The 13,127-nt window shown below is 72.3% G+C and carries 14 protein-coding genes; 4 read left to right on the top strand and 10 right to left on the bottom strand.

Annotated elements, in window-relative coordinates:
* Positions 1–11: 11 nt before the first annotated feature.
* Positions 12–1,268: a cytochrome P450 gene (locus tag ABD332_RS01295; protein WP_344498568.1), complete on the top strand. Its 1,257-nt coding sequence runs from the start codon at positions 12–14 to the stop codon at positions 1,266–1,268.
* Complete coding sequence (locus ABD332_RS01300) at positions 1,268–1,468, top strand: ferredoxin (protein WP_425552102.1); 201 nt, start codon at positions 1,268–1,270, stop codon at positions 1,466–1,468. The genes ABD332_RS01295 and ABD332_RS01300 overlap by 1 nt, the downstream gene beginning before the upstream one ends.
* A gap of 10 nt (positions 1,469–1,478) precedes the next feature.
* On the opposite strand, the gene ABD332_RS01305 is transcribed toward ABD332_RS01300, so the two are convergent.
* The 10 genes from ABD332_RS01305 to ABD332_RS01350 are packed head-to-tail and all read right to left on the bottom strand — an operon-like array spanning position 1,479 to position 11,249.
* Positions 1,479–2,813 carry an MFS transporter gene (locus ABD332_RS01305; RefSeq protein WP_425552128.1) on the bottom strand — a complete coding sequence of 445 codons (1,335 nt, stop codon included), beginning with the start codon at positions 2,811–2,813 and terminating at the stop codon, positions 1,479–1,481.
* A 57-nt stretch (positions 2,814–2,870) separates the two neighbouring features.
* Positions 2,871–3,614 carry a maleate cis-trans isomerase family protein gene (locus ABD332_RS01310; protein ID WP_344498572.1) on the bottom strand — a complete coding sequence of 248 codons (744 nt, stop codon included), beginning with the start codon at positions 3,612–3,614 and terminating at the stop codon, positions 2,871–2,873.
* Positions 3,611–4,228, bottom strand: a complete 618-nt coding sequence (locus tag ABD332_RS01315) for a hypothetical protein (protein ID WP_344498574.1) — start codon at positions 4,226–4,228, stop codon at positions 3,611–3,613. The genes ABD332_RS01310 and ABD332_RS01315 overlap by 4 nt, the downstream gene beginning before the upstream one ends.
* Entirely contained in the window at positions 4,225–4,980 is a 756-nt protein-coding gene (locus tag ABD332_RS01320; protein WP_344498576.1) for an SDR family oxidoreductase, read from the bottom strand. Before ABD332_RS01320 ends, ABD332_RS01315 begins: the two co-directional genes overlap by 4 nt.
* Positions 4,977–5,909, bottom strand: coding sequence for a hypothetical protein (locus ABD332_RS01325; RefSeq protein WP_344498578.1), 933 nt, complete (start codon positions 5,907–5,909; stop codon positions 4,977–4,979). Before ABD332_RS01325 ends, ABD332_RS01320 begins: the two co-directional genes overlap by 4 nt.
* Complete coding sequence (locus ABD332_RS01330) at positions 5,906–6,631, bottom strand: hypothetical protein (RefSeq protein ID WP_344498580.1); 726 nt, start codon at positions 6,629–6,631, stop codon at positions 5,906–5,908. Before ABD332_RS01330 ends, ABD332_RS01325 begins: the two co-directional genes overlap by 4 nt.
* Entirely contained in the window at positions 6,631–7,821 is a 1,191-nt protein-coding gene (locus ABD332_RS01335; protein WP_344498582.1) for an aromatic ring-hydroxylating dioxygenase subunit alpha, read from the bottom strand. The genes ABD332_RS01330 and ABD332_RS01335 overlap by 1 nt, the downstream gene beginning before the upstream one ends.
* Before the next feature lie 9 nt (positions 7,822–7,830).
* A complete protein-coding gene (locus tag ABD332_RS01340; protein ID WP_344498584.1) occupies positions 7,831–8,796 on the bottom strand; it encodes an alpha/beta hydrolase family protein in 966 nt (321 codons plus the stop codon).
* Positions 8,793–9,593 carry an oxidoreductase gene (locus ABD332_RS01345; protein ID WP_344498586.1) on the bottom strand — a complete coding sequence of 267 codons (801 nt, stop codon included), beginning with the start codon at positions 9,591–9,593 and terminating at the stop codon, positions 8,793–8,795. Before ABD332_RS01345 ends, ABD332_RS01340 begins: the two co-directional genes overlap by 4 nt.
* Before the next feature lie 60 nt (positions 9,594–9,653).
* The gene (locus ABD332_RS01350) at positions 9,654–11,249 is read right to left on the bottom strand and encodes a nitrilase-related carbon-nitrogen hydrolase (RefSeq protein WP_344498588.1); all 1,596 of its coding nucleotides are present in this window, start codon (positions 11,247–11,249) and stop codon (positions 9,654–9,656) included.
* Between the two features lie 83 nt (positions 11,250–11,332).
* Between ABD332_RS01350 and ABD332_RS01355 the strand changes: the two genes are divergently transcribed.
* Together ABD332_RS01355 and ABD332_RS01360 are read left to right on the top strand one after the other, a co-directional pair.
* Positions 11,333–11,608: a Dabb family protein gene (locus ABD332_RS01355; protein ID WP_344498591.1), complete on the top strand. Its 276-nt coding sequence runs from the start codon at positions 11,333–11,335 to the stop codon at positions 11,606–11,608.
* Between the two features lie 70 nt (positions 11,609–11,678).
* Complete coding sequence (locus ABD332_RS01360) at positions 11,679–13,037, top strand: MFS transporter (protein WP_344498593.1); 1,359 nt, start codon at positions 11,679–11,681, stop codon at positions 13,035–13,037.
* Positions 13,038–13,127: the final 90 nt, after the last annotated feature.

The raw sequence follows: 13,127 nt of genomic DNA on the forward strand, positions 1-13,127 counted from the left end.
CGGGGGTCACGATGACAGCTGTCCAGCACGATCCGTCCGCGGCGCTGCCGCCGCTGCCGTTACCGCCCGCGAGCGGCTGCCCGTTCGACCCGCCCGCGCAGTACGAGAGCCTCCGCGAAGGCACCCCGGTCGTCCGCGTCGCGTGCCCCACGGGCGTGCAGGCGTGGCTGGTGAGCCGCTACGCCGACGTGCGGGAGGTCCTCGGCGACCCGCAGCGCTTCAGCAACCGGTCCGGCGTCGCCGCGCACATCCTGCTGGGCTACGGCGGCGACACCCCGGTCGGCGAGGGCGAGTTCCCGCGCATGGACGGCGCGGAGCACCTGCGCTTCCGCCGGCACATGGCGCCCGAGGTCTCCAACATGAAGCGGATCAACCAGCTGCGCCCGCTGGTCCGGCAGATCGTCGACGAGCGCCTCGACGCGCTGGCCTCGGCACCGTCGCCGGTCGACCTGTACGCGGACTTCGCCCGGCCGGTGACGACCGCCGTGATCGCCGAGCTGCTCAGCGTCCCCAAGGAGGACCGGCACCTGTTCAAGACCGCCGCGGAGGCGCTCTCCGACGGCAAGTCCAGCGCCGGCGACGTCGCCGCGGCCATGCAGCCGCTGTTCGAGTACCTGTACATGACGGTGGTGACCCGCCGGGCGAACCCCGGCGAGGACGTGCTGAGCCGGATGATCGTGCGCAGCGACCAGACCGACCGGCCGTTCACCGACATGGAGCTGGTCATGATGAGCGCGGCGATGCTGATCGCCGGCTACGACACGACGGCCAGCATGATCAGCCACGGCGTCCTCGCGCTGCTGGAGCACCCCGCGGAGCTGGAGCGGCTGCGGCAGGATCCGTCGCTCGCCGGCGCCGCCGCGGAGGAGCTCGTCAGGTATCTCGGCGTCGGCTCGGGGCTGCTGCGCGAGGTCACCGAGGACACGTCGATCGCCGGGCAGCCGGTCAAGGCCGGTGACTACGTCGTCGTCGCCATCCAGTCGGCGAACCGGGACGCGGAGCTGCACCCCGACGGCGACCGGCTGGACATCGGCCGGGCCACCGGCCCGCACCTCGGCTTCGGGCACGGCCCGCACCAGTGCGTCGGCCAGCAGCTCGCCCGCCTGGAGCTGACCACGGTCCTGGCGACGCTGCCGCGGCGGATCCCGACGCTGCGGCTCGCGGTGCCGCTCGAGGACATCCGCTTCAAGGTGGAGACGTCGGTGTACGGGCCGGAGACGCTGCCCGTGACGTGGGACAAGGTCGAGCCGGCCGAGGAGGGCCTGTGATGCGGGTGTCGGTGGACGCGGACAAGTGCATCGGGTCGGGGGTGTGCGTCCTGGTGGCCGGCGAGGTGTTCGACCAGCGCGACGACGACGGGGTCGTGGTCCTGCTCGCCGAGCACCCCGCGGAGGAGCACCAGGAGTCGGTGTACGAGGCCGCGAACCGCTGCCCGGCGGCCGTCATCGAGGTCCACGACCGGTCGTAGCCGGCCCGGTTCAGGCGGTCGCGCGCCGTCCTTCCCCGGGTGGGGTGGGCTGCTCGTCCTCAGCCGGGGCGGGCCGCCCGTCAGCGTGGGCGATCTCAGGTTCGGGTGGTGCGTGCCGCTCGTCGGCGTGGGCGATGCGGGTCAGCTCGCGCCACAGCAGCACCACGAACAGCGCCGAGCCGGCGAAGGCGAACCAGAACGGTGCCGTCACGCCGACGTGGGTCGCCAGGAGGCCGCCGATCACCGAACCGGCGACGAGACCGCCGAAGACGCTGATCGTGTTGACGCTGCCGACGCGGCCCTGCAGGTGCTCCGGCACCGCCCGCTGCCGGACGGTGATCGACGTGGTGCCCCAGATGAACGCGTGCGCGCCGAACACGAACATGATGGCCGACGCGAACCACGCCGACGTCGTCACGGCGAGCGCGAGGTGGGTGAGCGTCTCGATGATGAGCCCGGCGCGCATCACGTTGCCGAGGCTCACGTGGCGGGTCAGCCGGCCGTAGAGGCCCGTGCCGAGCAGTCCGCCGGCGGCGCCGACCGTGGTGAACAGCCCGAACCCGACGGCGTCGAGGCCGAGGCGCTGCTGCGCGTACAGCACCAGGACGGACCAGGCGGCGCCGAACGTGACGTTGAAGATCAGGATCGTCAGCGACAGGGTCCGCACTGCCGGGTGGCGGACTGTCCAGCGCAGCCCCTCCATGACGGCGTGCCGCACGTTGCCGGGCGCCTCCGTGGCCGGCCTGGTGGTGCCGGGCAGAGCGAGCCGGGACACCAGCAGCACCCCGGCGGTGACCAGCACGGCCTCCGCGGCGAACGGCCACACCAGCCCCGCGGCGAAGAGCACCGCGCCGAGCGGCGGCCCGACGAGCTGGTTGAGCGTCAGGTACCCCGCCTGCAGCCGGGCGTTGGCGAGGACCAGGTCGTCCCGTCCGACCAGCATCGGGGAGAGGGTCGAGGCCGCGTTGTCGGCGAACACCTCGGCGATCGTCAGCAGCCCCAGCGCGGCGAGCGCGGCCGCGACCGGCAGCCGGTCGACGGCGAGCAGCGCGATCAGCACGCACAGCACGACGGCCCGCAGCCCGTCGGCGGCCATGACGATCCTGCGCCGGTCGAGCCGGTCGGACAGCACCCCTGCGTAGAGCCCGAACACGAGCGGCGGCGCCCACCGCAGCAGCGCGGCCAGCGACACCAGGAACGCGTTGTCCGTCAGCGACGCGACGAGCAGCGGCCCGGCCGCGACCGCGATCCCGTCGCCGAGGTTGCTGGTCCACGACGACGCCACCAGCCACCGGAACCCTCTGCCAAGCCGCGCCGGCAGGACCTTATCGACGACGGTGCTGATGACAGGGGCCACGAGGAGAGCACCTTACGGCGCCGGGCGCGGCCCCGCACGCGATTTTCAGTGATTGCGGAGGAGCGATCCGGCGTTGTGAATTTTGTCCGGGATGTCGTTGTCGCGCAGCGCCATCCACCAGGTGGCGGCGTTGATGGCGATGACCGGCTTGCCCAGCCAGCGCTCGGCCTCGTCGGCGAGGCGGACCATGGAGAGGTTGGTGCCGCACTGGACGATGGCGTCGACGTCGGGGCCGTCGACCTCCAGGATCGCGGCGCGCAGCTCGTCCTCGGTGACATGGGCGATCGACACCGCCGTCGGGCAGCGCAGGCCCTTGATGCGCACGACGTCGAAGCCGAGCTCGGAGAAGAAGCGGACCACGTTCTCGTCGCCGATCGGCTGGTACGGGGTGACGACCCCGATGCGGCGGGCGCCGTAGAGGTGCAGGGCGCGTTCGCAGGCCTCGGCGCCGGTGGCGACCTTCAGCCCGGTGATGCCGTTGATCTGGGCGACGAACTCGCGGTTGCCCTCGACGCCGCCCCAGAAGGTCTCCGCGGACATGCCCATGACCATGAAGTCGGGCTCGCAGGTGAGGACGCGCTCGCAGGCGTGGCCGATCTCGGCGCGGATCTGGACCAGGAGGTTCTCGAAGCCCTCGTCGCTGGACAGGTCCTGGTTGCGGATGTGGATGCGGGAGAAGTGGGCGGTCACGCCGGGCACGCCCATGGCGTAGAAGTCGGGTTCGACGATCGTGTTGGTGGAGGGGGCGATGACGCCGAACTTGCGGCGCCAGCCCAGGGCGTCGGTCATGCGAGCACCTCGGAGGGGGAGCGTCGGTAGGCGCGGACGGTGAGCCACGCCGCGGTGAGGAAGGCCAGCTGCGCGGCCGTGTTCGTGCCCTGCTCGATCCACTGCAGGCGCAGCGTCTCGTGGTCGGGGTGGTTGCGCAGCGGCACGAGGGCCGTGACGAGCACGATGCCGAGCGTGTACAGGGCGATGGCCGGCCTGGCCCGCCGCCGCCCGGCGTACACCGCGCCGATGACGCTGATCGTGGTCACGCCCGCGGTGGCGAGGATGAACACGGGCTTCATCGTGCCGGCGATCGCGGCGCCGAGCGTGACCGCGGCGTACACCGCGGCGAAGGGCCACCATGGCGCGGTGGGCAGCAGCGCCCAGATCAGCAGGACGGCACCCGCGGACATGAGGGGGAAGAGCGCGGCCTCCAGCCAGGGCAGGTCGACCCCGAAGGCGGCGACGAGCAGCTTCCAGACCGACTTGGCGATGCCGCCGGCTCCGATGAGCAGCGCGCCGAGCCGCCCCCACGGGACGGCCTTGCCCAGCGAGGCCAGCAGCCAGAACCCGTACATGGCGAGCAGCGTCGGCACGAAGTCCTCGACCGCGAGGATGACGGGGTAGTCGTTCATGCGAACAGGTCCCGCTTGCGGAAGGCGGCGGTGGCGAAGCGGGCGAACGCCTTGGGGGTGGTGAGCCAGGCGACCCGGCCGCCGTTGGGGACCCCGGCGAGGACGCGGTCGGCGAGCCACGGGGTGACCGTCTCGACCTTGTCCGCGAGGATGTTGAAGATCTTCTTCGCCTTGGCGAACTCTTCGGGGGTGTAGTCGCGCGAGAGCAGGTCGGTGACGACCATGCCGGGGGACAGGTGCGCGACCTTGACCAGGGAGTCCTTGCCGAGGTCTTTTGCCAGAGCGTCGGTGAGGTACGTGACGGCCCGTTTCGTGGCGCCGTAGGCGACCAGGCCGGGCGCCTTCTGGTTGCCGGAGCCGAAGCCCTCCATGTTCCAGAGCGTGCCGTGTCCCTGCGCGCGCATCGCGGCCAGGACGACGGCACTGGCATGGGCGAGGCCGCGCAGGTTGACGTCGATCACCGTGTCGAGTTCGTCCGGTGGCAGGTCCCACAACGGTTTCCGCGACGTGGACACACCGGCGTTGTTGATCCAGATGTCGACCTTGCCGAACCTGGCGACGGCCTCGTCCCACAGGTTTTGCACCGCGGCCCGGTCCGTCACGTCCGCGAGCACACCGAGCGACCGTGGGTCGACGTCCTGCGTCGGAATCGACCGTCCACAGTAGACGACGTCGCAGTCGCGCGCCAGAAACGAGCGGACCAGGCCAAGGCCGATGCCCCGGGTGCCGCCGGTGACCACGACAACCGTCATGCCGCGCTCCAGGAGAGCTCGCCGTGTAGGATGCCGGTGAGAGTGGCGCCGCTGTACACGCGGTAGGCCACCGCGAGCGAGGTGCCGGCGCCCATCCCGGGGGCGGCGTCGAGCATGAACTCGCGGCCGGTCACCTTCACGACGTCGGTGAAGTGGACGGTGGGGTAGTTGGCGCGGCCGAACGCGACCGCGTTGCCCCACGCCTGCGGCCCCTCGTAGAAGGACCGGAAGCCGTCGCGGCGCCAGTCCACGGTGTACGAGCGGTCCAGCGCGCCGGTCCAGGTGACCGTGAGGCGGGTGCGGAGCAGGTCGACCGGGTCGAGCGCGATCGACACGTCGACCGGGCCGGCGAGCTTCTGGTCGGCGCCCCACAGCTCGCAGCGTCCACTGTAGACGCCCGCCTGCTTGGTGGGGAGGATGAACGGCACGGGGCCGTTGCGGGTCTCGGCGGCGAGATGCTCCCGCAGCTCGGCCGCGGAGACGCCGCGCTTGTAGACGCCGTTGAAGCAGCCGACGACCGCCGGGCCCTGGTACAGCATCGACGAGTAGACCTGGGTGTCGTCGCCGAGCACCTGGTTCCACGTGTTCAGGTCGACCTGCCAGCCGGGGCCGTAGTAGTGGGCGTCGACGAACGTGCCGTACGGCTGGCCGGTGCCGTAGAAGTCGGGCCCGGTGTAGATCCGGTCGGCGTCGGAGTCGACGACGCCGAACGCGAACGGCGCGCCGAGCCGGAACCGCCCCGCGAGCGGGCCGCCGCCCTCGAGGCCGCCGTCCATGTAGTACGTGGTGACGCCGTCTTCGTAGACCGACGAGCGGCGGATGTCCTCGTAGCCGCGCCAGGTGCCGTCGGCGTCGAAGAGGCTGGGCCGCCCGTGCCACTCACCGGCGATGCGCTGCTGCCACTCCGAAGGCTCAGCGGGGGCGGTCATGCGATCGGCCCGCCCATCAGCACCTCGCGGATCTCGTCGGAGGCGGGCTCGCCGAGCAGGCGGGAGACCTGCGCCCAGACCGGGTCGACGGCGGGGCTGAACAGGTTGGCGCGTACGGCGGCGTCGCGGGCGGCGAGGTCGGTGTCGCCCAGCGACGCGACCACGTCGGCGGGCAGGCCCGCCTCGACCAGGCCGAGCCAGTGCGACACGTACTGGTCGACGATCGCGTCCATGCCCCGGAAGGCGGCCTCGTCGGCGCGGTGCACCAGCATCCACGGCGACATCAGCGCGTGCTGGCGCGGGCCGATGTGCGCGCGGCTGAGCCCTTCGCGCTGCGACGCCTCCTCGTACAGGCCGGTCAGCGGGTGGTACGCGGTGTCCATGTAGGACAGGTGGGAGGACAGCTCGGCCCGGGGGATGAGGTCGAGGTGGTAGGCGTAGTAGGCGCCGCCGTGGACGGAGTCGAGCGTGAAGTGCGGGATCCCGGACTTCGGCGCGGTGAACGCGAACACCATGTGGCTGTCGAGGTTGATCGGGGGGACGACGAGCCCGACGTAGACCACCCGGCTGACCTCGCCGTCACCCTCCCACACCCGCATCGTGCCCACGGGCGCCGGGGACATGGGTGAGCGCAGCTCCCGGTAGGGCGAGCCGACCTCGACGACGGGCAGGGCCCGCAGCGCGTCGACGACCCGGGTGGCGAGCGCGAACGGAAGTGACATCACTGTTCCTCCAGGTGGGCCTGCCCGAGACGCTCCGCCTCGGCGACCGTGGGGTGTTCGCCCTTCGCCTTGTGCACCCAGGCGCGGGCGAGCTCCGGGTTCTCCCGGCGGGCGGGGGAGGCGATGACCGTCGCCTCGCGGCGCGGGACGTCGCCCATGATGCGGTCCTCGTCGCCCAGCAGCCAGCCCTGCTCGGCGAGCTCCTGCCGGCGCCGCCGGTAGTGCACGGCGATCAGGTCGCTCTTCACGTGCAGCTCGGCGCCGAGGTCGAACGGCAGCAGCTCCGGGCGGACCTTGTCGACGACCGGGGCGTCCTGGCCGAAGATCTTCTCGACGCGCTGGACGGCGTTCTTGTCGGCCCAGTTGCCGGTGAAGAAGTCGCGCAGCGCGACCCACTTCACGAGCGTCGTGGTCTCGTCGATGGGGATGTTGGTGTCGTAGATGATGAGGTTGCCCAGCGGGAGCCGGACGTGCAGCTTGATCATGTTGGGCAGCATCCAGCCGGCGGTGGTGGCGACCGGCGGGCGCTCCTTGAGGTTCCTGCCACGCCGCCCGACCATCGCCCAGATGCCCTTCGGCGCGGGCGGGTGCAGCCGCACGGTGGCGAACGCCGACCACTCGTCGGGGATCTCCAGCTCGTACTCCTCGACGTCGGGTCGCTCCGGGTTGCCGAAGGCGCCGGCGTGCACGAACGGCGTGTGCGCGATGTCGCAGCCGTTCTCCAGGATCCGCTCGTAGTTGGACTTCCACAGGTACTCGCCGGTGACCGCCTTGTAGCGCCCGCCGTTGGTGACCAGGTCGTCGAACTCGGGCCAGACCGGGATCGGTGGGCGCTCCTCGGCGGGAAGGTCGCCGAGGAACACCCAGACGAAGCCGTAGCGCTCCTCCACCGGGTACGAGTCGACCCGGGCCTTCTTCGGGATGCCGCGGCCCGGCTGGTTCGCCGGGATCTTCACGCACGCGCCGCTGGGCTCGTACTCCCAGCCGTGGTACGGGCAGACGATCGAGTCGTTCTTCACCCAGCCGCCGGACAGCGCGGCGCCGCGGTGCACGCACAGGTCCGACAGCGCGACCGGGCGGCCCTTCGGCGTGCGGTACAGCACCAGCTCCTGCCCGAGACAGGTGGCGCGCATCGGTTTGGTGGTGACGCGGTCGGCGAACTCGACCGCGTACCAGAAGTTCTTCAACATGCTGGGCTCCTAGCGGCGCCGGACGGACACCAGGTCCTGGGGGAACGTGTCGAGCGCGGCCGGGTCGCCGTCGCGCAGGTGGGTGCGGAGGAACGCCGCGAGCAGCCCGGCGATCGCGCCGCGGGCGGTGGCGCCGCCCACGGTGGACGGACGGTCGAGGAACGACCGGGCCGAGGTGGGGTCGGCCGGCTCGACGACGCTGAAGTGGTTCGCGCCGTGCACGGTCGCGAGGACGTGGGCGCCGTCGCGGTCCTTGAGCGCCTCGTCGAACGTGCGGCTCACCGGGTCGTGCGGCTTGTCCGCGGCGGCGCCGTACCGGTCGGAGGAGGCGGCGATGACGCCGTCCTCGGTGCCGGCGAGCAGCATGACCGGGGATTCGACGAGCGCCTCGGCGATCGTGCCGGCGGGCCAGCCGAGCATCGTGGAGACCATGGTGTGCGCGCCGTACGTGGCGACCGCCCGCACCTGCGGGAAGAAGCGCCCGGACTGCAGCGCGACGGTGCCGCCGGCGGAGTGCCCGAACAGCGCGACCCGGTCCAGGTCGAGGGCGCCGTGCAGCGGCCCCTCGGCGGCGTTGAGCGCGGCCAGCCGCTCCAGCAGCGGCGCGATCGCCTGGCAGGTGGGTCCGTCGCCGTAGGTGCCGGGCCGGGCCAGGGCGAGGTCGACGCCGGGCGTGATGCCGACCTGGCCGGCGAACAGCGGGCCGACCCAGTCGTAGGTGACGGCGGCGAAGCCCTGCGCGGCGAGCTCGGCGGCCAGCCAGCGGTAGGCGTCCTGGCCGACGTTGACGCCGCTGAGCACGAGCACCACCGGGTAGGGCCCGCCGGCCGGGTCGGCCTGGAAGACGCCGCTGAGCCGTTCGGTGTCCGACCCGGTGACCAGCGCCGGGTAGTACACCTTCAGATGGGCGGTGGCGTAGGGGTCCTCGGCGCCGGGGATCGTCGCGGCGGACCAGAGGGAGCGGATCGTCGTCACGGGCGTGGCAGTTCGCGGTCGCCGCCCCACAGGGCGCGCACGAGACGCTGGGTGGTCTCCTCGCCGAAGTACCGCACGCCCATCACGTTGGCCGGGTCGCGGTCGGCGATGTTGCGCCGGGTCGCGAGGTCCCGCTCGCGCAGCGCGGCGCGCTCCTCCTCCGGCACGGGGGGAGCCTCGTCGACCCAGGTGAGCCACTGGTCGACCCGGGCGTGCAGCACGTCGCTGACCACCTGCAGGTTCCGCGCGGTGCGCTCGAAGGAGTACACGTACGCGTTCGGTGACAGCGAGGCGCGGATGAAGCCGGCCCGGCTGGTGAACCAGGCGAACTGGTCGTCCGCCCGGTGCTCCAGCCACGCGTCGTTGGGGCCCGCGTAGTAGCGGTCGAAGTAGTCGCCGTCGACGACGATGTCGGTCCGCGGGATGTAGTCGGTGTAGAACCAGCCGCCGGGCCAGCACAGCAGCGCGATGCCGAGGTGCGGCACCCGGACCTGCGGGCCGAGCCAGCAGGTGAGGTGCAGGTTCACGAAGCTGCGCGACGGGTCACCCAGCCACGAGTGCACCATCCAGTCGACCTCCGGCCCGCTGTAGGCGGCCACCCGGCCGCCCGGACCCTCCGGATATGTCCCGTACTGCTCCAGGATCTCCGTCGACGGGTCGCGCGTCGTGTCGAACCTTGCGTCGATCTTGGCCTTGAGATCCGCCAGGAGCTGCTGGAACTGTGCGAAGGTGTCGTGGACGTCGATCATGGGCGACGCGTCGAGCATCTCCTCGACGTGCTGGACGGTTTCCTCCACGCGCTCACTCTCCAACGTTGGTCCGTAATGGAAACAGTGTTTCGCTACGGGTAACGGATGTCAACGGGTCAGCGCGTCGACGAGCTGCCAGGGCCGCCCGTCGAGGAGGTTGGTGCCGCGCGAGACGAGCTTGTTGCGGCTCTGCGCGGGCGCGAGGACCGCCGTGGCGACCGGCGTGCCGGCCTCCACGAGGGTGACGAGCGGGTGGCTGATCCGCCCCGTGAACGGCCCTTCCCACGCGGTCCACAGCGTGAAGTCGGGGCTGAGCGCGAAGAACGCCGACGGCGAGCCCAGGGGTGCCGCGGCGACGATGTTGAGCCGGTTCTCCGCCGCCCGCTCCGGCAGGCCGAGCGCCAGCTCCCAGTCCTCGGCCGGGGTGAACGGCACCGCCACCACGTCCGCGCCGGCGATCGCGGCCAGGCGGAACACCTCGGGGTAGATGGCGTCGTCGCCGACGGCGACGGCGAGGCGCCCCCACGGCAGGTCGAAGGTGGCCACGCCGTCGCCGTGCCGGCTGACCTGCCCGGCCAGCCGCGCGACCGGGTGCAGCTGCGGCTGCCGGCCGATGACCCCCTCGCCGGAGACCACGACGCCGACGTGGGCGCCGTCCTCCAGGACGCTGGTGACCGCGACCGCGTCCGTGCCCCGCAGCAGCTCCCGCAGGGCCGGCACGACCGACGGATCCTGCAGCTCCGGGAGCACCAGGAGGCGGGCGCCGGCGGCCAGGGCCTCGGGGGCGCCGTCGGCTGCCCGTACCACCGCCGCCTGCAGCGACTCGGCGGCCTGCGGCCTTCCGGGGTCCCGCGGCTCGTGGCCGATCGGTGCGTAGACCGGACCGCGCCGGGCGGTGAAGCGGTCGGTGCCGTCGGGGCGGCGCTTGTCCCTGGCCAGAGCCGGGTCGATGTCGGCGACCACGACCGCCTCGCCGGTTCGCGGGCCCTTGGCCACGACGGTGCCGTCCGGGGCCACGATCTGGCTCTCGCCGGCGCCGTGCAGCCACTCCGGCGGCACCTTGAGCCCGGCGCTGATGGCGCCCAGCTTGTCGGCGGGCAGCAGCGGGCCGACCTTGTTGGCCGCCACGACCCAGACCCGGTTCTCCGCCGCCCGCACCGGGATGTGCAGGCTCGCCTCGTCGGTGGCGAACGAGTTGAGGCTGTTGAGCAGCACCTCCGCCCCGCGCAGCGCGAGACCGCGGGCCACCTCGGGTGCGACGCCCTCCATGCAGGCATACATTCCGACGGTACCGAAGGCGGTGGCGACGATCGGGCCGTTCTCGCTGCCCCGGTGCAGGTGGTCGTTCTCGCTGCCCATCAGGGTCTGCTTGTCGCTCTGCCCGAGCAGCTCGCCGCCGGGACCGAAGAGCAGGTTCGTGCCCGTGGTCCGCCCGTCGTCGCGGGCGAGCGTAACGTTGATCTTCACGTGGACGCGGTGCTGCGCGGCCCGGTCCGCGACGGCGGTCAGGAACGGGTCGCCGAGGCGGCAGGCCATGCGGCGGGCGTGGTCGCGGTCGTCGTACCACGACAGGTGGTTGCAGAATTCCGGCAGGACCACCAGGTCCGCGCCCTCGGCGACGGCCTGGTCGATCATCCGCAGACAGTTCGCGAGGTTCGCGGACACGTCCTGACCGACGGCGAACTGGACAGCGGCAACCCTCACGAGGGCCTCCTGGTTCCTCTAGCGGAACAGTGTTTCCCGAACATACACTCGCCGCGCGTCCACTGAAAGAGAGGTCGATTCTGGTGCTGACCCATGTCGTCGTCATGAAGTTCCTGGATCCCGCCGACGCGCCGAGCGCCAAGGAGCTCCTGCAGGGCCTCGTGGGCGTGGTGCCGCAGATCCGCTCGATGGTCGTCGGCCTGGACACCGTGCGCAGCGACGTCTCCGCCGACCTGTGCCTGATCACCACCCACGACGACGTCGAAGGCCTGCGCGGCTACCAGTCGCACGAGGCGCACCAGGAGGTCGGCGCCTGGCTGCGCCCCCGCCTGGCGTCGCGCACCGTGGTGGACTTCTGAGCCTGCCGCGCACCCCCGTGCCGGCCACCCGGCGGCATGAACGGCCGCCGGGCGGGTAGGTCCGGCGCCGATGTGGAGGGGACGGGCGCTCGCGATCGCCCTCGTGGCGGCGTTCATGACGCTGCTCGACGTCAGCATCGTCAACGTCGCCATCCCCTCCATGCAGGCCAGCCTGCACATGAGCGCCAGCGGGCTGCAGTGGGTCCTGTCCGGTTACGCGCTGACGTTCGGGCTGCTGCTGGTGCCCGCCGGGCGGGTCGGTGACGCGCGCGGGATCCGGCCGGTGTTCGTGGCCGGGCTGCTCGGGTTCACGGCGTCCAGCGCCGCGGCCGGGGCGGCGCAGAGCGAGGCGTGGCTGGTCGTCGCCCGGCTCATCCAGGGCGCCTTCGCCGGCGTGGTGAACCCGCAGGTGACCGGCCTCATCCAGCGCCTGTACCCGCCGCCCGAGCGGGCCCGGCCGTTCGGCCTGCTCGGCGCCACGATCGGCATCGCCACCGCGGTGGGGCCGCTGCTCGGCGGGGTGATCATCCAGTTCGCCGGCACGGCCGACGGCTGGCGCTGGGTGTTCTACATCAACGTGCCCGTCGGGCTCGCCGCCGCGGCGCTCGGCTGGCGGATGATTCCGCGGCGCCCCGAGGAGCGCAGGCGACGGGAGAGCCTGGACCCGGTCGGCGTGCTGCTGCTCGGCGGCGCCGTCGTGCAGATCCTGCTGCCCCTGATCGAGCAGCGGCAGTGGTACCTGCTGGGCACGGGCGCGCTCACGCTCGGCGGGTTCGTGTGGTGGGAGCTGCGCCACGCGCGAGTGCCGCTGGCGGACCTGCACCTGTTCCGGCGGCGCTCCTACGCGCTCGGCACGGTCGTCATGCTGCTCTACTTCGCCGGGTTCACCGCGAACTTCTTCATCCTCACCCTGTACCTGCAGCGCGGCCAGCACTTCACGGCGCTGCAGGCGGGGCTGGCGATCACCCCGTTCGCGCTCGGCTCGGCCCTGGCGGCGTTCGCGGGCGGCCGGGTCGTCAACCAGTTCGGCCGGTCGCTGGTCGTGGCCGGGCTGGTCACGGTCCTCACCGGCCTCGTGGGCACGGCCGCGGTGCTGCACCTCGTGGCCTCGCCGTGGGCCCTGACCGTGCCGCTGCTGGTCGCCGGCGTCGGCAGCGGCCTGGTCATCACGCCCAACCAGACCCTCACCCTCGCCGACGTGCCGGTCGACCGCGCCGGCAGCGCCGCCGGGGTCGTGCAGACCGCCCAGCGCGTCAGCGCGGCGTTCGGCATCGCGGCGATCGGTGCGGTGTTCTTCGCCCGCCTCACCGGCACGCACGGCGACTGGACCGCGGCGATCGAGATGGCCCTCGCGGTCGCGATCGGCTTCATCGCCCTGGCCTTCGCCGCCGCGGTGACCGACGTGCTCCTCGCCCGCCGCCCCCGCTGAACCTTCAGGGGGCGGCGGGGGAGCCGGCGCCGGCTTCCTCCTGCATCAGCCGCACCCGCCGGGCCCTGAACAGGGCCCGGCAGGAAGCCG

Source organism: Dactylosporangium maewongense (assembly GCF_039531485.1).
Classification (GTDB): Bacteria; Actinomycetota; Actinomycetes; order Mycobacteriales; family Micromonosporaceae; genus Dactylosporangium; species Dactylosporangium maewongense.